Source organism: Acetobacter sp. (assembly GCF_052102375.1).
Classification (GTDB): Bacteria; Pseudomonadota; Alphaproteobacteria; order Acetobacterales; family Acetobacteraceae; genus Acetobacter.
The window spans coordinates 20,331-40,567 of record NZ_JBQDXI010000002.1; the positions used below are offsets into that span (position 1 = coordinate 20,331).

Genomic DNA, 20,237 nt, shown 5'->3' on the forward strand with positions numbered 1-20,237 from the left:
TCAACTTTCCGCGGGCATACGGGAAAGCGGAAAAAAACAGTCACAACTCCACACGCCCATACAGGGCACACCATTGCACTGGCCGGGCTCAGCCAAAGCAGCAAGCTCGTACCAGACAGAACGGGAAAGACGCGCCTCTATGGGAAACCGACCATCCCCAGCGCGCACGGTGATATAGGGCGGGCAACCACCCTCAGCGCATGCATCCGGCGGAACGTCCCACTGCGCGCGAATCGGGTTCTCACGACTGGCAACCACTGGTTCGTCCACATTGGTGCAAAAACAGAGCTTTTGCATCCGCCCACAGCCCTTCCAGTCCAGCCCTACCGCCAAAAACGGTACATCCTCTACCTCAATGCATCCACTCTCAAACGGAGTGCGGAGGAGATATGCCCCCTTATCATCCCGCGTGAGCATGGACCCGAATAAACAGACCATGGCTTTGCGTTTGATAGGTGTACCCTTATAGAGCCAGACACCATCACGCTTTATCAAAAAGGGCAGTTTTCTGTCAGTTTCGCCGCGTGCGGCTTCCTCCGGTCCTGCGGTATGGCAGGGCACCGCGCTCTGTTGGAATGGGCCTTCATCGTGCACTGGCAGATAATCCTGTTATGACTGTTTCACTGCGTAGACCATGATATAGGGATGATACCCCGCTTGATGTAAGCCCCGTATCTGCCCAGATTGGACCCATGACCGCATCAGACCCTCAGCCCATCACCGGCCAGACCGCCACAGCAACCCCAGATGTGCGTGAGGCTGACCGCCTTTGCGCCCACCTGAAAACAGTGCAGCAAGAAATTGCGCGCATTATTTTTGGGCAGGAACGGGTTATCAACCAGACCCTGACAGCTATACTGGCAGGCGGGCACGGGCTGCTAGTTGGCGCTCCGGGCCTTGGCAAAACCCTGCTGGTAACAACACTTGGCACTGTGCTTGGGCTTGATGCCCGGCGCGTGCAGTTTACCCCAGACCTGATGCCCTCCGACATTACCGGCAGTGAAATTCTGGACGAAGACGCGGCCGGTCATCGGAGTTTTCGTTTTGTGCCTGGGCCAGTCTTCTGTCAGCTTCTGATGGCCGATGAAATTAACCGTGCCAGCCCGCGTACCCAGTCCGCCCTGCTTCAGGCCATGCAGGAACGGCGCGTTGCCATTGCTGGCACGGACCATGCCCTGCCGTATCCCTTCCATGTACTGGCAACCCAGAACCCGCTGGAGCAGGAAGGCACCTACCCTCTGCCAGAAGCCCAGCTTGACCGCTTCATGCTGCAAATTCCGCTCAACTTCCCAGATGAAGCTGCCGAGCGGGCCATGCTGCTGGCCACAACAGGAGCCGAAAGCACCACCGCCCAACCGGTCATGACACCGCAGGACTTGCTGGCCGCACAATTCCTTGTCCGCACCCTCCCGGTTGGTGACAAAGTGGTGGATGCCATTCTGAAGCTGGTCCGCTCCGCACGGCCGGAAACCACGTATGATGACACCCTCCGCAACCAAATTGCATGGGGCCCCGGCCCACGTGCAGCGCAGGCCCTCATGCTTGCCACACGGGCCCGCGCCCTTCTGGATGGACGCCTCTCCCCCAATCTGGACGACGTGATTGCTCTGGCGCACCCTGTTCTGGCCCACCGTATGTCTTTAACATTTGCGGCGCGGGCGGATGGGGTGCAGCTTGATGCTGTCATTACCCAGCTCCTCAAACATTTGGGCTGACATCTTGCTTTCTCCCGCCAGTCTCCTGCAACGCCTGAAGGGGCGCACCAGTCAGGCCACGTCCTTACTGAAGGGGAGCGATAGGGCTGCCACGCAGGATTTTTCTGCGTCTCTGCACGGGAGGCAGCCTGATGACAGTGGCAACAATGCCCTCGGCTTGCAGGGCACTCACCTTGGTCCACAGGCAGCGGCTCTTGCTGCCCGCTTGCCCGACATGTTGCTCAAAGCCAATCGTATTGCGGCTACACTTCATGCGGGTCAGCACGGGCAACGGCGTGGTGGGTGGGGCGAAGCCTTCTGGCAATACAGGCAAGCACAGCCGGGAGAACCTGCGGCCCATATCGACTGGCGGCAATCCGCCCGAAGCACACAGACATACGTGCGTGAAACTGAGGCCGAGGCACCACAGACCCTCCTTTTGTGGTGCGACCTCTCTCCGTCCATGCAGTGGTGCTCTCACAGTAGTCTACCGGAAAAGCGTGATCGTGCTCTGCTGTTACAACTTACGGTAGCAGCGCTCCTTTTGCGTTCCGGAGAACGCGTACGCCTGTTGACGCCCGCTGGGCTGGCCACCCTTCCCACAGGGGGAAGCCCCTTGGAACGCTTGGCATTGGGTTTGTTGCGCCTTGCAGAAACAGCCGAGCATTCGTGCCCCGCTCTTCCTATAGCAGCCTATATTCCTCGTCACGCGCACCTCCTGATAACAAGCGATTTTTTGTGCGAGGATGCGGCTTTGCACACGGCACTCCGCCAACTGGCGGGCGTCCCTTCCGCAGCGCATCTCATCCATATTTATGACCCGGCAGAACGAACCCTCCCTTATCAGGGCCGTGTTTCATTTGAAGGGCTGGAGCAGGAAGCACCGCTCGATCTACCACATGTGCAATCGCTGCGGGCCGATTACGAAAAACAGTTTCTGGCACGTCACAATGCCCTCGCGGCACAGGCCGCACGTTATGGCCATTCGCTGGTAACTCACTGCACGCAGGACTCGCCGCTAAGTTGCCTGCTCGCAGTTCAAAACACCATACGCCATAAGGCCGCACAGAAGGGAGACCGCCTATGATCTTCCTAACGCCTCTCGCCCTGTTGGGGCTGTTAAGCCTGCCGGTTGTTTGGTTTCTGCTCCGGGCTACGCCACCCCGGCCACGCAGGCAGAGTTTTCCTGCTATCCAGATCTTACGTAGCCTCCATCCGCAGGAAGTGGATGCCAGTCGTGCGCCTCTATGGTTGTTGCTTATACGGCTGTGCGCGGTGACATTGCTGGTTTTGGGTTTAGCTCGCCCTGTTATCACGGGGGATGCCCTCCCCTCCGTCGGGCATGGCCCCATTGCCTTGGTACTGGATGATGACATGCTGTCCGCTGCAAGTTGGCCCGAACGGCTAGCCGTGGCACAAAGCCTTGTTGATGATGCAGACCACGCTAAGAGACCCATTCTGCTGTTACGCACAGCGGGCACGAGTACTGAAGACGCTACTGACGCCCCCTCAGTACTCCGCCCGGCAAGCGTGGTCAGGCAGGAACTGGCCTCCCTCCGTCCCTCCCCATGGGAAACAGATCGCACCGCTCTGGCTCGCAAACTTTCTGCGCACAGCCTGCCGACCTTCGGAAACGTGATTTACATCGCTAACGGTGTAGCCAGTGACGGAGATGCCCTGTTGGCAAAAAGCCTGCAGGCGCTTGGCCCGGTACAGGAAATACGCATTCCGGACAGTGCCATCTACGCCCTGCAACCGGCGCACTCCCACACAGGGGCTGTCATGGGGCATCTTCTTGCCCTGCCCACCGATGCCCCAAGGGCTGTTACCGTGCACGTTCATACACAGGATGGCGGAACGCTAGCCGTTGTTCCTGTCACACTCCCCGCCAAAAGTGGTGGAACAGATATTGTGGTAGATCTCCCTACCACCGTGCGTAACCGGATTGACCGGTTATCTCTCTCTGGTCAACCCAGTGCCGCCACCACTCTTTTGCTTGATGAAGGTGACCGCCTGCGCCCGGTTGGTCTCATGACGACAGGCGCTGCTGATACACCTCTCATAGGCCCGCTTTTCTACCTTCGCCGTGCTTTAGCCCCGACAGCAGATTTGCATGAAGGCCCTGCCGCAACCCTGCTATCACAACCCTTTTCTGTGCTAATTGCACCAGACGGCGCCTTGGCAGACCCTGCCCTGCGCCAGAAAGTAGCGGAATGGGTCAAAAATGGCGGTACGCTTATTCGGTTTGCAGGCCCGGCTCTTGCTGGTGCCCAGCACGATGGTAGCACGCCCCCTCCAGCCGATGCCCCAACTGGTACAGATCCTTTGGATAATGGTCACGATGCACTGCTCCCCGTTGCCTTACTAGACGGGTCGCGGCAGCTTGGCGGCACCATGACCTGGGGCACACCGCAGAAGCTTGCTCCGTTTGACGCCTCCTCTCCTTTTCACGGGTTGGCCATTCCGTCAGATGTCACAATTTCCCGGCAGGTTCTGGCCAGCCCTATGGCAGACCTATCTGCCCATAGCTGGGCACGGCTGGCAGATGGCACACCGCTTGTCACCCATAAAGAACTTGGCAAAGGCGAGGTCATTCTCTTTCATGTCAGCAGCACGGCAGACTGGTCTAACCTGCCCCTGTCCGGCCTTTTTGTCAGCATGTTGCAACGCCTGACGGAACACGCCAATGGTGTGAGCATGCCAGCGGATAACAGCATTCTCTCTCCTGTGCTGACATTGGATGGAGACGGCGCTCTTGGCCCTCCGCCTGCTACAGCCAAGGGCTTACAGGCCGATGCCTTTGCCACCACGCAGGCATCTGCAGCACATCCACCGGGCCTGTACGGTCCACGCGCCACACGCCGTGCCCTTAATGCAGCGACACAGTTGCACATGTTAACCCCAGCGGCAGCGTTTGGGGTCATAACCAGCCCATCTGGTCATAGGCCAGACACGCCGTTAGGCCGCTATTGCCTGCTGGCAGCCCTTGCGCTGCTTCTGCTGGACGCCCTGCTGGTCCTAGCCATGCGACAAGGCTTAAAACTGGGCAAACAGACCTTTAGCCGTCGTGGCAGTGTCGCCATGGTGCTTGTTCTGTTGTGCTCCGCGCACCCCGCCGCACAAGCACAGACGCCTGTGGCACCAACTAACAGCGCGCCAGCACCGGCGCATGTTCCCGGTGGAGCGCTTGAAACCCGGCTGGCTTATGTTCTGACTGGCCATACCGACATTGATACCGTCTCCCGGCAGGGTCTTCAGGGGTTGTCTGATTATGCCAATGCCCGCACCTCCGCCATGCTTGGGCACCCGGACGGAGTGACCCTCGGGCAGGATGATTTGAGTTACTACCCCCTGCTTTACTGGCCGATTACGGCAGATGCACACATCACCCCACAGCAGACCGCTGCGTTAACAGCCTTTATGGCGCATGGCGGCATTTTGCTGATTGATACGCAAGGGCAGGATTCCGGCAACGCAGAGTCTACTGACCCTTCTGCTGGCTTTGCCGGGGATGCCCCCGGGTCACGCTCCGCCCTGCGGCGCGTGACGAATGGCCTACCCATTCCGCCGCTCAGCGTTATGACCGACCACCACCTTCTGGCGCATACTTTTTATATGCTGCACGACTTTCCGGGCCGTTATGCTGGGCAAAATATATGGGTGGCGCGTGAAGGCGTTGCTGAGAATGATGATGTCAGCCCCGTTATCATTGGTTCGGGTGACTGGGCGCACGCATGGGCGGTAGATGAAAACGGCAACACCCCCTATGCCGTTATTCCCGGCGGCACGGAGCAGAGGCAACTGGCATATCGCTTCGGGGTTAATGCCGTTATCTACGCCCTGACTGGCAACTATAAAGCAGATCAAGTGCACGTGCCCATGCTGCTTAAACGGCTGGGGGAATAAGAGGCCATGCTCACTCACCTCACCTCCAGCTTGGGTTTTGCCCCTCTTGTGCCGTTATGGGCTCTCATCGCACTGGGCTGTGCCGCTCTTGCCCTGTGCGGGTATGCGTTACGCCACCGTACAAAAGGCGCGATGTTTCGGCTGGCCGCTATCCTCTCTGTTCTTGTGTGGCTGGCAGGACCGCAACGCCTGCATGAAAGCTGGCATATGCTGCCAGAAACAGCGCTGCTGGTGGTGGACCAATCCCCCTCCATGTCACTGGGCCAACGCGCTGCACTGGCACAACAGGCAGAACATCTGTTGGCCAATGATAAAAAGCAGGGCCTGAACCTTCGCACAGTGACAGTGCGGAATTCCGGCCACGATGGTACACGCCTGTTTGAGGCGCTGGATCAAGCTGCGGCAGATATTCCCTCTGACCAGTTTGCCGGAGCTATCATGCTAACGGATGGTCAGGTTGCGGACACACCACAAAGCCTGCCCGAAAAACTGACTCCCACCGCCCCGGATGATCGTAAAACCACACTGCCACTGCATGTTATTCTTCCCGCCAAAGGGGAGGAAAGTGATCGTCGGCTAAGGGTTCTGCAAGCCCCGCCTTATGCCATTGTGGGCCAACCCGCCACCGTGCGTGTGCAGGCTGATGATTCCGGTCCCGGTACGGCAAAAGGGACCGCAGCCACCCTGACGGTGCGTGTGAATGGGGATGCCCCTTTCACCTTACCAATTACAACAGGTACACCACAGGATATTGAAATACCGGCCTCACACCCAGGCCAAATTCTTGTCAGCCTTGCGGTGTCCCCTCTGGAGGGCGAAGTCTCCAACCTGAACAACCAGACCGTTACCCGGATGAATGGCATACGCGATCGGCTCCGCGTTCTGTTGATCTCCGGCACCCCCAATCAGGGAGAGCGCGTCTGGCGGCGTCTGCTGAAAGCTGACCCTTCTGTCGATCTCATACACTTCACCATTCTGCGGCCACCGGATAAGGATGATGGTACCCCCCTGTCCGACCTCGCTCTGATCGCCTTCCCGGTTCGGGAGCTTTTTCAGGAAAAGATTGATCAGTTTGATCTGATCATTCTGGACGGGTTTGAAAATCAGAACATTCTACCGCCCAGCTACCTACGCAACATTGCAAATTTTGTGCGTAAAGGGGGCGGCCTGCTGCTGACTGCCGGGCCGGAATTTGTCGGCCCCGGTACGTTACAGGACACTGCGGTAGGCGATATTCTGCCTGCGCATGTTCCGCTTGATGGCAGCATGGTAGAGCAGGCCTTCCGCCCGCGTCTGACAGCAGAGGGGCAAAATCACCCTGTTACGGCCGCTTTACCGGGTGCTCCAACGCCCGCCACCGGCACACAGGCTGACACGGCGCACACCATCACAGGCCAATGGGGGCCATGGTATCGGTCTCTCAAACCCAGTTCCACACATGGCCAAACCTTGCTCAGTGGGCCAGACAATGCGCCGCTCCTGATATTAGACCGGGTGGATCAAGGCCGGGTCGCCCTTCTGCTCTCTGACCAAATATGGCTCTGGTCACGCGGGGAAGGAGGCGGAGGCCCACAGGCTGAGCTGTTACGGCGTATTTCTCACTGGCTTATGAAAGAGCCGGAGTTGGAAGAAGAACAACTGACAGCACAGAATGAAGGGGGCGTACTCACAGTCACACGCCGCAGTGCTTCTGGCAGCACTCCCCCCACTGTAACAGTCACAGCACCGGATGGGCAGACACACCCTCTGGCCCTGAAGACTGCTGAGCCAGATAAAGCTGCGTCCACTTCCTCTCCTGTAAAAAGTGGCATTGCCACTGGCCACATGCAGGCGGAGCAAGCCGGAATTTGGCAGGTCGATGACGGAACCCACAAGGCATTTGCTGCGGCCATGCCGCCTGACCCACAGGAATTTACCGATATCCGGGCAACGGCCTCGCGCCTCGCCCCACTCAGTACCGCCAGTGGCGGGGGCATTTTCTGGACTGGGGTTCCGGCGCAGGTACCAAGCCTTAAACTGGTAGAGGGTTCTTCCTTTCACGGGGCCGATTGGGCAGGGTTTCCTCACAGGAATGCTCATGTCGTCACGGGCCGAACCGCAACACCGCTCCTGCCTGCGTGGCTTATGCTTATAGTCTCACTCAGCCTTCTTTTTATAGGCTGGTGGCGGGAAGGACGTTCTTGAGCGGCTTCTTCTTCCCGCCGTCCTGCCAATGTGATAGTTTGGCTGTTATCGTTTTCCGTATGGACAGAACATGACCCGCTTGTTCCGCATTCTTCCGGCTACTCTGGCCTGCTCTGGTTTTCTGGCAGTTGCCCTCCCTGCCTCTGCCTGGGCGCAATCCGCCCGTGAGCAGGAGCAACAGGCCGCTGCGGAAGAAGCCCAGCAAAAAGCTGAGGCTGCCAAAGAAGCCAAACGCGCAGCCCCACCGGCCGCCATTCCCGGCGCGGGGAATGATGAAGATGACGGTGAGCATGCCAATGCGGACATGGAGCCAACAGCAGCCCTGTTTGACGCCATCAATCGTGGCAGCGTGAGTGCTGCCAAAGAATCTATCAACCGTGGCGCGGATATGTATCACCGGAATATTCTGGGACAGACCCCGCTTGAAATGTCTATTGACCTGAACCGTAACCCCATCACCTTTCTGCTGCTCTCCCTCCGCAGTGCGGACGAACAGGGGGCACGCACCGCTGTGGCAACCGGTGAGCCACGTATGAGCGTGGAAAACGGTTCGGGCCACCTTACAATCGGCGCGGGTAAGGCTCCGAGCAAAACGTCACGCTACGGTAATCGTTATGATCAGTCCGGCGGCACACCGAAACCGGAAGTCGGTTTTCTCGGGTTTGGCGGCAGATAAGCCTGACCTGCCCAAACAAAAAAAGCCGCTCATAAGAGCGGCTTTTTTATTGCGTAAGCAGTTGTTTTTAGCCAACAGCCGTTTTTAACGCCATTTCCATAGTCTCTTGTGCCAAGGCGAGACTTTCCTGCCGCAGCACGTCCAGAGGCAGCAACTCTCCATTCCGCTCAAAGTGCCAGAATGTCCAGCCGTTGCAGGAAGGAGCATTTGTCAGCATAGCGCCCATTTTGTGAATGGAGCCGCGCTTTGTACCGCTAACAAGCGTGCCATCTGGTGCAACAGTGGCTTGAACGCGCTGTTTCTTGTCACACAAAGCAACACCGGCACCAATAAGCCCCTGCTCTACCAGACTGCCAAACGGTACACGGGGCGTTTCGCGCTTATCAGGTGTGGCCTGCACGGCGTCCTCGGCGAGAGGCACTTCACGCTCAACACGGTCTCGTGCCGCCGCAACATAGTCCGGGTGACGCTCAATACCAATAAAACGGCGGCGCAACCGGCGAGCCATAGCCGGTGTGGTGCCTGTGCCCGTGAAGGGATCAAGCACAACATCCCCAACAGCCGTGGAGGCCAGAATAACCCGGTGCAGCAAGCTTTCGGGCTTCTGGGTTGGGTGCAGCTTCAGGCCGTGCTCGTTCCGCAAGCGCTCATTCCCCGTGCAGAGGGGCAGATACCAGTCTGACCGCATCTGCACATCATCATTCAGTGCTTTCATGGCCTGATAGTTGAAGCGGTAACGGCTCGTCTCGCTTTTAGCCACCCAGATCATGGTTTCGTGCGCATTGGTAAAGCGCCGCCCACGGAAATTGGGCATAGGGTTGGACTTGCGCCACACAATATCATTCAGGATCCAGAACCCGAGGTCCTGCAGAATAGCCCCGATCCGGAAAATATTGTGGTAAGAGCCAATCACCCACATGGTGCCGTCTTTATGAAGCACCCGGTGGGCTTCCGTCAGCCAGTCCCGCGTAAATTTGTCGTAGGCCTGAAGGTCTGTAAATTTATCCCAGTCATCATCCACCCCATCAACAAGGGAGTCATCTGGGCGGCGCAATTCACCACGCAACTGAAGGTTGTAAGGTGGGTCTGCAAAAATGCAATCCACGGAGCCTGAAGGCAGGCCACGCATGGTTTCCACACATTCGCCGCGCAGAATCTGGTCCAGAGGCAGTTCCATGCCCATTGATTGTGCGCCGCTCATGCCCGGCCCTCCCTGTTAAAAAGTTCAAGTTGCCGGCGTACTGTGCCGAAAGTTTTACGATGATGCGGCGTGACACCCACTGTAGTCAGCGCATGGCGATGCACAGGCGTGCCGTAACCGGCATTCCTATCCCACCCATAAGCGGGCCAGCGGGCATCCAGACGCGCCATAATGCGGTCGCGCACCACTTTTGCAATGATGGACGCCGCCGCGATAGACAGACTCAGGCCGTCACCGCCAACCAGCGTTTGTGTGCTGCACCCAAAATCCGGGGTCTTGTTGCCATCCACCAGCACGTGGTCCGGCACACTTGGCAGGCGCGCAACAGCACGCTGCATGGCCAGATGTGCGGCATGATGGATATTCATGTCGTCAATTTCAGAGGTCGAGGCTGCGCCAAGCCCGATTTCAATACCCGGCACAGTGGGCAAGCGTGCGGCTATAGCCTCACGCAGCATTGGCTTCAGTTTTTTGGAATCATCAATAACGGCAGCCAGATCATCCGGCACGCCAGCGGCAAACACGACTGCGGCAGCCACGACAGGACCAGCAAGTGGGCCACGACCCACTTCATCCACTCCCGCCACACGCCCACCGTGTTGCATTTCCCGCGTAAAATCTGGCATTGCCCCTCTTTCGACTGATTTGGAACGACTCGGTTAAAATTACCGAGTCGCACCATCACCGACTCTGTGAGGCAAGGAGAATCACTTTTTGACTCCGAGCGCAAGACTCGGAGTCGGTATTTTTTTAGGAACGCTTGCCACGTGGGAAAAGCAGCCAGCCAACCAGCAGGCCAACTACGGACACAATACCCAGTGACAGCAGGGGTTTATCGCGCACGAAGGTCACAGCTTTTTCCACTACGCCTTCACCTTCTTCGTACAGGTCAGCAAAGTCCTGCTGGGCTGCACCGGTAAACTGGTCAAATTTACCTTCAGCCTGCAAACCGAGATCACCCGTCAGACCACCCACAGCGTCTTTGACGCGTCCTTTGGTTTCGTCAACCAGACCTTCAACCTTGTTGGACACGTTTTTCAGTTTATCGTCAGCCATTTGGCGTCTCCTTTTGTTATCGTTTTCCCACACACATCCGCTTAAAAAAGCGGTAATAGTGTGTGGTCGGATGTTGCATCAGACCGCAAAAACGCGTCTCTGACTAGCATGGTGTCACTTAGTCGCGTTCATCTCACAGCCCTTATTGTCGCTTCCATGCTATTTATGGAGCAACTTGATGGCACCATTCTTTCAACAGCCCTCCCATCCATTGCTAACAGTTTACATGTGGATACGGTTGCAACCTCTGTTGCGCTGACTGCATATATTATTGGTTTGGCCATATTTATTCCCGCTTCCGGCGCTTTAGCAGACAGGCTGGGCAGCCGCACTGTGCTGAGCGGGGCCATTATTATGTTTGTCTTGTGCTCGGTTGCCTGTGCATCCGCGCACAGCCTCACGTTTCTGGCTTGTATGCGCACATTGCAAGGCATTGGCGGGGCATTAATGGTGCCAGTAGGCCGACTTGTTGTATTACGCAGCACCCCTCGGGAAGAGCTTGTCCGCACCATGACGTGGATGATGCTTCCCGCAACACTTGGCCCCCTGCTCGGGCCGGTTGTGGGCGGCTTTATCACCACCTACCTTTCTTGGCGGTGGAATTTTTACCTTAATATACCGGTTGGTATTATCGGCCTTATTCTGACCCGACGCTTCATTCCAGAAGTCAGAGAGAAACAACCACCGCCGTTTGACCTCAAGGGCATGTTTCTTGCCGGGGGTGGCCTGGCGCTTCTCTCCCTTGTAGCGGAGCTATTCAGCCATAATGAGGGGACTAAAACCCTCATCCTCACTCTTCTGCTCATGGGTGCTGGCCTGATGAGCATTTACGGCCTCCATGCCCAACGCATCCGGTCTCCGTTGCTGGACTTCCGCCTTCTGGCCACAGACACCTTCCGCATTTCTGTTATCGGGGGTGCTGCATCCCGCATTGCCGTGGGGGCCTTTCCCTTTCTGCTGCCAACCTTCCTACAAATTGGCACTGGCATGACGGCAGCCCAAAGCGGCATGGTGACTTTTCTGGCCCCTGTTGGCGCTATCGGGATAAGGCCATTTGTGCCTGCCATACTCCGCAAATGGGGGTTCCGGCGGGTTTTGGTCACAAACGGACTTTCCGCAGGCATACTGGCAGCACTTTTAGCCCAGTATCACCGCGGACAATCACTCTGGGTTTTGGCAGCTATCCTGCTGGCATCCGGCATGGCACAATCCGTACAGTTTTCAGCCTATAACACCATTGCCTATGCTGATATTCCTGCAAGCCGCATGAGTGCCGCAACCAGCTTTTATGCCACCATGCAGCAACTGATGCTCTCTTTGGGCATTTGCATCGCGGCTGGCACCCTGACTCTGACAGGCATCTTGAATGTCCATCCCGAGCCCACGCCACATGACTTTGTCATAGCGTTTCTGGTGGTTGGGTTTATCTCGTTACTTGCCACCCCGGCAGCGGCTCGGCTCGCGCCAAATGCGGGCGCCGTTTTAACTGGCAAAAAGGCATAAAATCAGCGCCTTTCTGCTTATTTGCATATGTCATTTTTTATATAAACTCTGTTTTAAGCCCATTGTCCTTGGCCCCCCTCCCAAACTTGGATAGGCTAAACTGCTTTTCATTCTTGGGAGCTATGCGTTTGTGCTTTTATTTGTTTCTTATTGGCACTGACTCTGGCATAGCTATCTACCTGCCCGGCACGCCGTCAAAAGCCGGTGCGGCTATTTCGTATGTTTCCAGTCAATAATTTCAGGTGAACGACCAAGCGCGCCCTATGGATAACCATACCACGGACCCTCGATCCGATTCACCCCACCCTCCCCGCACATCTGGCAAGAAAAAACGCCTCATCTGGAGCGGTGTTGCCGTTGCTGGCGTATGCCTTCTGGCCTTTGCTTTCTGGCCACACGGAGCCAAGCAGACAACAGGCAAGCACCACCGGCATAATGCTGCCACCCAAGCCAGCACTGCCCCCGGAGCCAATGCCGGAGCATCAGACGCACAACCCGTCGCGGTTGAAGTTGTCCAGCACGGCACCATGCCTGTTGTGCTAACTGAACTTGGCACAGTGGTCCCCATCACCAATGTCACGGTACAAACCCGCGTTGAGGGCTACCTGACGGATGTTCTGTTTACGGAAGGGCAGCACGTTCATAAGGGCGACCTTCTGGCCATTATCGACCCACGCCCCTATCAGGTTTTGCTGGACCAGTATGAAGGCCAGCTAGCGCGCGACAAGGCACAACTGGCGCAGGCCCGCGTCGATAACGGTCGCTACCAGCGCCTTATCAAGCAGGACAGTATTGACGCCAAAACCGCACGTGATCAGGAATTTATGGTCGAACAGCTTGAAGGGACTGTAAAGTCTGATCAGGCGCTGGTAGATGCCCAGAAACTTCAGCTTGTTTACTGTCACATTGTGGCCCCTGTGGATGGCCGCATAGGTATTCGTGCAGTGGATAAAGGCAACTACCTCTCAGCAGGTCAGTCAGGCGGCCTTGCTGTCCTGACACAGATGCAGCCTATTTCTGTCATTTTCACCCTGCCGCAAGATCAGTTGCCGCAGGTAGCGGAACAGCTCCGCGCTACAGGTTCATTGCCTGTTGAGGCATGGGACAGCTCCAACACCAAAAAAATTGCAGACGGCACGGTCAGTGTTCTGGATAGCCAGATTGACACCGCTACAGGCACCGTACGCCTGCGCGCCATCTACTCCAATACGGATGAACATCTGTTCCCCAACCAGTTCGTTAATGCACGCCTGCTGGTCAAAACCTTGCAGGATGTCATCCTTGTTCCTGCTGCCTCTCTTCAAACAGGGCCATCCGGTCAGTTTGTCTATGTGGTGAAGGATGACAACACGGTAGACGTCCGCACTGTCACCATTGGTATTTCCGATGGCACACGCACTGTCGTCAGCTCCGGCCTTAAAGTTGGTGACCGGGTTGTAACAGACGGCACGGACCATCTGCGCGGTGGGGCTAAAGTCACCATTCCAGCCGCGACCAAAACCGATAAAACCGACACCCCAGCAGGCACGTCAGCGCAGTGAACCCTTCTGCCCTCTTTATCCGCAGGCCGGTAGCCACAACCCTGCTCATGTTTGCCATCCTGATGGCGGGTTTGCTGGGTTATCATTTTCTGCCCATTTCCGCCCTGCCACAGGTAGATTATCCAACCGTTACGGTTGAGACCTTCTACCCCGGTGCTGGGCCGGATGTTATGGCAACATCGGTCACTGCACCGCTGGAAACGCAGTTCGGGCAAATGCCGGGCCTTGACCAGATGACGTCCCGCTCATCTGGTGGCGCCTCGGTCATCACCCTGCGTTTCAACCTGACCATGTCCATGGATGTGGCAGAACAGGAAGTACAGGCCGCCATCAATCAGGCAAACTCGCTCCTGCCGAGCGACCTGCCTGCGCCGCCAATTTACGCCAAGGTAAACCCAGCTGATACCCCCGTATTAACATTGGGCATCACGTCCGCCACCATTCCCCTGCCAGAGGTGGAAGACTACGTTGATACGCGACTGGCCCAGAAAATCAGCCAGATTTCTGGCGTCGGCCTTGTCTCTCTGTCAGGCGGCAACCGCAAGGCTATCCGGGTTCAGGTCAATATTCCTAAGCTGACCTCCTACGGCATTGATCTGGATACACTGCGGACAACCATTGGCAACGTGAACGTCAATTCCCCCACCGGGACATTTGATGGCGCAACCCGTGCGGCGACCCTGCGCGTTGACGGGCAGATTACCTCCATAGACACCCTGCTAAATCAGGTCATTGCGTATCAGAACAGCGGCCCCATTCGCTTGCGGGATGTTGCCTCTGTGGTGATTGGGGCGGAAAATACCCAACTGGCTGCATGGTCCAACCTGACACCAGCACTGATCATGAACGTCCAGCGTCAGCCGGGTGCCAACGTGATTGCTGTTGTGGACAACATTAAGGATGCCCTCCCTCAGCTCCGTAAATCGCTCCCTCCGGGTATTGATATCGTCCCCCTGACGGACCGGACCACAACCATCCGCGCCTCCGTTGCGGATGTTGAGTTCGAGCTGTTTATGGCGCTGGTTCTGGTTGTTGCTGTTATTTTTGTCTTCCTGCGCAATGTCCCGGCAACCATCATTCCCAGCCTGTCCGTGCCGCTGTCTATCGTGGGCACACTGGCCATCATGTATCTACTTGGTTTCTCGCTGGATAACCTCTCCCTTATGGCGCTGACCATCGCAACGGGCTTTGTTGTGGATGATGCCATCGTCATGATCGAGAACATTTCGCGTTATGTCGAAATGGGTGAAGACCGTATGTCCGCCTCCATCAAAGGGGCTGGGGAAATCGGGTTTACCATTATCTCGCTGACCATCTCTCTTATCGCGGTGCTCATCCCGCTCCTGTTCATGGGCGATGTTGTTGGGCGGCTGTTCCATGAATTCGCTCTGACACTGTCCGTCACCATTGTTCTGTCAGCCATAGTCTCTCTTACGCTGGTGCCCATGATGTGCGCCCGTATTCTGACCGAGCGCCCGCACGATGCCAGCAGCGCAACCACTCGCTTTCAGCGTTGGTCCGCAAAAGTTGAGATTGCGACAGAGAAGCTGATTGCGGCCTATGACCGGGCGTTGGACGTTGTGCTTGCCTACCGCGTAACAACCCTTCTGGTTGCGGTAGGAACACTGGTTCTGACCGGTGTGCTGGCCTATGTCATACCCAAGGGTTTCTTCCCGCAGCAGGACACAGGCGTTATTCAGGGTATCTCTGTTGCTGCACAGTCCATCTCTTTTGAGAGCATGAAAACCCATCAGCAGGATCTGGCCAAAGTTATTCTTAAAGATCCGGATGTCGTGTCCATTTCCTCCTTCGTGGGGGTAGATGGTCAGAACGCAACCCTTAATCAGGGCCGTTTTCTGATCAACCTGAAAGACCATGACGCCCGCTCCAGCAGCGCTGCCGAGATTGCACGCCGCCTGTCACAGGAAACAGCGCAGGTTACTGGCATCAAGCTCTACATGCAGCCAGTGCAAGATCTTTCACTGGATACAACGGTTACAGCAACGCAGTACCAGTTCCTGCTTGAGAACCCGGAATATAACGCTTTCAACACATGGGTACCAAAGCTGCTGGAACGCCTGCGGGCAGAACCTGCGCTTTCTGATGTCACATCGGATCTTCAGGCACAGGGCCTAGTGGCCAAGGTTACGCTCGACCGTACAACAGGTGCGCGGTATTCCATCACACCGCAAACAATCGACAACGTGTTGTATGACTCTTTTGGCCAGCGTCAGATCTCTACCATCTACACGCAGTCCAACCAGTACCGTGTCATTCTGGAAGCAGACCCCCGCTTTCAGAGCAGCCTGTTCTCACTCAACCAGCTTTATCTGCCCGGCATTAGCGGAAACTCGGGCGAGAGTGCATCCGGCCCAACGCGTTCTCCAACGTCTGGGCTGGTGCCCCTACCAGCGGTTACAACTGTTACTCATGATACTGCACCGCTACTCATTACCCATTTCGGGCAGTTTCCAGCCACAACCATTTCGTTCAACCTTGCTCCCGGCTATTCTTTGGGGGACGCAACGGCAGCCATCCGCAAGGTGGAAGAAGAGATCAAACTACCAGCCTCTTTCCAGACATCCTTTCAGGGGACTGCGGCTGCGTTTGAAGGCTCTCTCAGCAACGAAATCTTCTTGGTCGCGGCAGCACTTATCGCCGTTTATATTGTGCTGGGTATTTTGTACGAGAGCTTCATTCACCCTGTTACCATTCTCTCTACCCTGCCCTCTGCTGCCATTGGGGCGCTGTTGACACTGTGGGTTGCCGGTGCCGGGCTGGATGTCATGGGTATTATCGGCATTGTGCTGCTGATTGGTATTGTGAAGAAAAACGCCATCATGATGATCGACTTCGCGCTGGAAGCGGAGCGTGAGCATGGCATGGACTCTCTGCAATCCATACGGCAGGCCGCAACACTGCGTTTCCGCCCCATTCTCATGACAACCCTTGCCGCCATGCTGGGGGCTGTGCCTATGGTCATTTCACAAGGCACCGGGTCCGAACTGCGTTATCCACTGGGTTTGGCTATTATCGGCGGCCTTGCGCTCTCGCAACTTCTCACCCTGTTCACCACCCCGGTCATTTACCTCACGCTTGATACGTGGGGTCATCGCTGGGCAACATGGCGGCAGGGCAAACAGACGCATCACCCGGAACAGGCTGCGCCGTGAACATAAGCCGGATCTTTATTGACCGGCCAGTTGCCACGACGCTCATGACTGTGGCGTTACTGCTGGCAGGCTTGATGGGATATAGAAGCCTGCCCGTAGCGGACCTGCCGAATGTCGATTTTCCGGTCATTCAGGTGCAGGCCCGCCAACCTGGTGGCTCTCCAGAGGAAATAGCCAGCGCCGTAGCCGGACCACTGGAGCGGCATCTGGGCCAGATTGCAGACCTCACGGAAATGACGTCTCAATCCTCCCAGAACACCACGCGCATTACACTACAATTTGCCTTATCTCGGGATATTAACGGTGCCGCGCGCGATGTTGAGGCTGCTCTTCAGGCTGCTCATGCAGACCTCCCGACATCTCTGCGCCAGAACCCCAGCTATTCCAAAGCAAACCCCAACGGTGCGCCTGTGCTTATTCTGGCGCTTACGTCAGATACCCATACGCAGCCCCAGCTTTACGATTACGCAACCAATGTTCTGGTGCAGCAGCTTTCACAAATCCGGGGTGTGGGTCAGGTTGAAATTGGCGGCAGCTCACTTCCCGCAGTACGCGTGGAAATCAACCCGCTGCCGCTCTTCCGGTACGGGATCGGGTTTGAGGATATTCGTGCAGCTCTGGCGTCTGCCAATGCACACACGCCCAAAGGGATTATTGACCAGAACGGCTACCGCTTTACGCTGGATACCAACGATCAGGCGCGGGACGCACAATCCTACCGTGACCTGATTATTGCGTGGCGCAACAACCGCCCTGTCAGGCTATCCGATGTCGCACGGGTAGATGATAGCGTTGAAGACCTACACAACGCCGGTTTTTTTAATAATTCCCGCTCTGTCATTGGCATCGTGTTCCCGCAAGCCGGGGCCAATGTTATTCAGACCGTGGATGAAATTAACGCCAAATTACCGCTCCTGCGCTCAGCTTTACCCGGAGGCGTTGACCTGCATATTGGGCTGGACAGGTCTCTGACCATCCGTGCCTCTTTGGCAGATACACAACTCACCCTCATTATCTCGGTTGTGCTGGTTATTCTTGTTGTGCTGGTCTTCCTGCACTCTATCCGTATGACGCTTATTCCAGCCATTGTTGTCCCAACGTCTATTGTCGCGACATTCGGCGCTATGAAGCTTCTGGGGTATTCGCTAGATAACATGTCCCTCATGGCGCTCACCGTCTCAACCGGTTTTGTGGTTGATGATGCCATTGTGGTTGTGGAAAATATTGCGCGTTATATTGAAGAAGGCCTGTCCCCCAGAGATGCCGCTTTGAAGGGAAGTCAGGAAGTTGCCTTTACGGTTATTTCCATTTCCATTTCGCTCATTGCAGTTTTTCTTCCCATTCTGCTGTTGGGCGGTTTGGCTGGTCGGCTTTTTCATGAATTTGCCATGACTGTGTCTATCACCATTCTTATTTCAATGGTGCTTTCCCTGACACTTACCCCAATGATGGCAGCGCAAATCCTTAAATCAACACCGCCGGAACACCGCAGAAAATATAGCTTTCTTTCCAAAATATCCGCTGGCATCACCCGTTTTCTGGATAATGTTCAGGAGCAATACACCCGCTCTTTGGATGTTGCCTTGCGGCACTATTGGTTGGTGCTTCTGTCACTACCAGTAACACTTGTTATGATCGTCGCGTTATTTGTGCAGATGCCAAAAGGCTTTTTCCCAACAGAAGACACGGGAATGTTGATGGGCCATTTACGTGGCGACCAAGGCATTTCCTTTAAAGCCCTGTCAAAAAAGCTTACGCAGGTACAAAACATTATCAAAAGCGACCCGGATGTAAAAAGTGTTGCGAGCTTTATGGGCGGACGCGGTTCTTCCAACTCTGCCAATATGTTTTTACAACTCAAGGACAAATCAGAACGTCACGATACGCCAACCGAGTTGATTGCGCGCATTGAAAGCAAATTCACCTCTATGGTCGGCGCTCAGTTTTTCCTGATGCAGCCCGGTGCGGTCCGTGCCGGAGCACGCCAAAGCAGCGCCTCTTACCAGTACACGCTGGAAGGAGAAGATGCCTCAGAGGTGTATTCATGGACCAGCAAACTGCAGGCCGAGTTGCAAAAACATAAGGAATTGACGGAAGTTACCTCCGATGTTGAGCAAGGCGGCTCCGCCATCAGTGTCATGATTAGTCGTGACACGGCAGCGCGTGTGAATGTTACCCCGCAAATGCTGTCCAACACGCTTTATGATGCGTTTGGTCAGCGTGCGGCCTCTGTCATTTATAATCCGCTCAACCAGTATCGCGTTGTCATGGAAGCTGACCCCGCCTTCTGGTCTTCTCCCAATGACCTGCATCAGGTTTGGGTTAGTGTTTCCGGCGGCTCCGCTGGTGGGGGAACGCGCGCCAACACCATCCGCGTACGCAACACCAAAGGGCGGGATTCAGCCGGGAACAATGTTGCATCCAGCCTGAGCACACAATCTTTCAAGAACCAGATTGCCAATGCATTGGCCGGTGGTAGCGGAGCATCCAATGGTTCTGCCGTCTCTACGTCCTCTTCCTCCGTCGTCCCTCTGACTTTTATATCGCAACTTAAACAGACCAAAACGCCCCTCTCGGTTAATCACCAGGGGCAATCTGTCGCCTCTACAATCTCGTTCAATCTAGCTCAGAACGTCTCTCTAGGCGCTGCTACGCAAAGTATCGAAGCCGCACAGGTTGCACTGCACATGCCCCCCACCATCCATGGCAGTTTTGCTGGCAACGCGGCACAGTTCCAGAAAACCGTTAACGATGAGCCTCTGCTGATTCTGGCCGCCCTAGTAGCCGTCTATGTGGTGCTGGGCGTACTCTATGAAAGCTATGCTCACCCCCTTACCATCCTTTCCACCTTGCCCTCCGCAGGTGTAGGAGCTCTTCTGGCACTCCAGATTGCGGGCGAAGAATTTTCACTCATTGCCATGATCGGCGTTATTCTTCTGATTGGCATTGTAAAGAAAAATGCAATCATGCTCGTAGATTTTGCTATTGCGGCAGAGCGCGAGCAGAACCTTTCGTCGTTGGAAGCCATTCGGACCGCGTGCCTGCTGCGTTTCCGCCCGATTATGATGACTTCCCTTGCCGCGGCCCTCGGGGCCGCACCGCTTATTGTCGCCAATGGCTATGGCGCTGAGCTGCGCCGCCCTCTGGGTATTGCGATTGTTGGCGGACTTGTCGTCAGCCAAGCGCTGACACTTTACACAACGCCTGTTATTTATTTGCTGATAGACGGCCTGCGCCTGCGTATAGAACAGGGTAGACTGTGGCGCCTTCCTTTTTCCCGTAACCTGCAAGATACCTGAAATA

General features: G+C 56.1%; 13 protein-coding genes. 9 read left to right on the top strand and 4 right to left on the bottom strand.

Annotated features, from left to right (window positions below):
* The gene (locus ACTIDN_RS01045; RefSeq protein WP_441375761.1) at nucleotides 1-561 is read right to left on the bottom strand and encodes a DUF1285 domain-containing protein; all 561 of its coding nucleotides are present in this window, start codon (nucleotides 559-561) and stop codon (nucleotides 1-3) included.
* 131 nt (nucleotides 562-692) lie between these two features.
* Here ACTIDN_RS01045 and ACTIDN_RS01050 point away from each other — a divergent pair, with 131 nt between their 5' ends.
* The 5 genes from ACTIDN_RS01050 (at nucleotide 693) to ACTIDN_RS01070 (ending at nucleotide 8,460) form a co-directional block, all read left to right on the top strand.
* Nucleotides 693-1,715 carry an AAA family ATPase gene (locus tag ACTIDN_RS01050; protein WP_441375703.1) on the top strand — a complete coding sequence of 341 codons (1,023 nt, stop codon included), beginning with the start codon at nucleotides 693-695 and terminating at the stop codon, nucleotides 1,713-1,715.
* A 4-nt stretch (nucleotides 1,716-1,719) separates the two neighbouring features.
* Nucleotides 1,720-2,781 (top strand): DUF58 domain-containing protein, encoded by a 1,062-nt coding sequence (locus tag ACTIDN_RS01055; protein WP_441375704.1) that lies wholly within the window; start codon nucleotides 1,720-1,722, stop codon nucleotides 2,779-2,781.
* Nucleotides 2,778-5,600, top strand: coding sequence for a DUF4159 domain-containing protein (locus ACTIDN_RS01060; RefSeq protein WP_441375705.1), 2,823 nt, complete (start codon nucleotides 2,778-2,780; stop codon nucleotides 5,598-5,600). The genes ACTIDN_RS01055 and ACTIDN_RS01060 overlap by 4 nt, the downstream gene beginning before the upstream one ends.
* Before the next feature lie 6 nt (nucleotides 5,601-5,606).
* Nucleotides 5,607-7,784, top strand: coding sequence for a VWA domain-containing protein (locus ACTIDN_RS01065; protein WP_441375706.1), 2,178 nt, complete (start codon nucleotides 5,607-5,609; stop codon nucleotides 7,782-7,784).
* A 70-nt stretch (nucleotides 7,785-7,854) separates the two neighbouring features.
* Entirely contained in the window at nucleotides 7,855-8,460 is a 606-nt protein-coding gene (locus ACTIDN_RS01070; RefSeq protein ID WP_441375707.1) for an ankyrin repeat domain-containing protein, read from the top strand.
* Between the two features lie 67 nt (nucleotides 8,461-8,527).
* On the opposite strand, the gene ACTIDN_RS01075 is transcribed toward ACTIDN_RS01070, so the two are convergent.
* The 3 genes from ACTIDN_RS01075 to ACTIDN_RS01085 form a co-directional block, all read right to left on the bottom strand.
* Nucleotides 8,528-9,661, bottom strand: coding sequence for a site-specific DNA-methyltransferase (locus tag ACTIDN_RS01075; RefSeq protein WP_415508018.1), 1,134 nt, complete (start codon nucleotides 9,659-9,661; stop codon nucleotides 8,528-8,530).
* Nucleotides 9,658-10,287: a ribonuclease HII gene (locus ACTIDN_RS01080; RefSeq protein WP_441375708.1), complete on the bottom strand. Its 630-nt coding sequence runs from the start codon at nucleotides 10,285-10,287 to the stop codon at nucleotides 9,658-9,660. The genes ACTIDN_RS01075 and ACTIDN_RS01080 overlap by 4 nt, the downstream gene beginning before the upstream one ends.
* Nucleotides 10,288-10,411: 124 nt before the next feature.
* Nucleotides 10,412-10,717, bottom strand: coding sequence for a CsbD family protein (locus ACTIDN_RS01085; RefSeq protein WP_086651171.1), 306 nt, complete (start codon nucleotides 10,715-10,717; stop codon nucleotides 10,412-10,414).
* A 108-nt stretch (nucleotides 10,718-10,825) separates the two neighbouring features.
* Here ACTIDN_RS01085 and ACTIDN_RS01090 point away from each other — a divergent pair, with 108 nt between their 5' ends.
* The 4 genes from ACTIDN_RS01090 (at nucleotide 10,826) to ACTIDN_RS01105 (ending at nucleotide 20,233) form a co-directional block, all read left to right on the top strand.
* A complete protein-coding gene (locus ACTIDN_RS01090; protein WP_415508031.1) occupies nucleotides 10,826-12,220 on the top strand; it encodes an MFS transporter in 1,395 nt (464 codons plus the stop codon).
* A 263-nt stretch (nucleotides 12,221-12,483) separates the two neighbouring features.
* Nucleotides 12,484-13,761, top strand: a complete 1,278-nt coding sequence (locus tag ACTIDN_RS01095; RefSeq protein ID WP_441375709.1) for an MdtA/MuxA family multidrug efflux RND transporter periplasmic adaptor subunit — start codon at nucleotides 12,484-12,486, stop codon at nucleotides 13,759-13,761.
* Nucleotides 13,758-16,934: an efflux RND transporter permease subunit gene (locus ACTIDN_RS01100; RefSeq protein ID WP_441375710.1), complete on the top strand. Its 3,177-nt coding sequence runs from the start codon at nucleotides 13,758-13,760 to the stop codon at nucleotides 16,932-16,934. The genes ACTIDN_RS01095 and ACTIDN_RS01100 overlap by 4 nt, the downstream gene beginning before the upstream one ends.
* Nucleotides 16,931-20,233 (top strand): efflux RND transporter permease subunit, encoded by a 3,303-nt coding sequence (locus ACTIDN_RS01105; protein WP_441375711.1) that lies wholly within the window; start codon nucleotides 16,931-16,933, stop codon nucleotides 20,231-20,233. Before ACTIDN_RS01100 ends, ACTIDN_RS01105 begins: the two co-directional genes overlap by 4 nt.
* Nucleotides 20,234-20,237 lie beyond the last annotated feature (4 nt).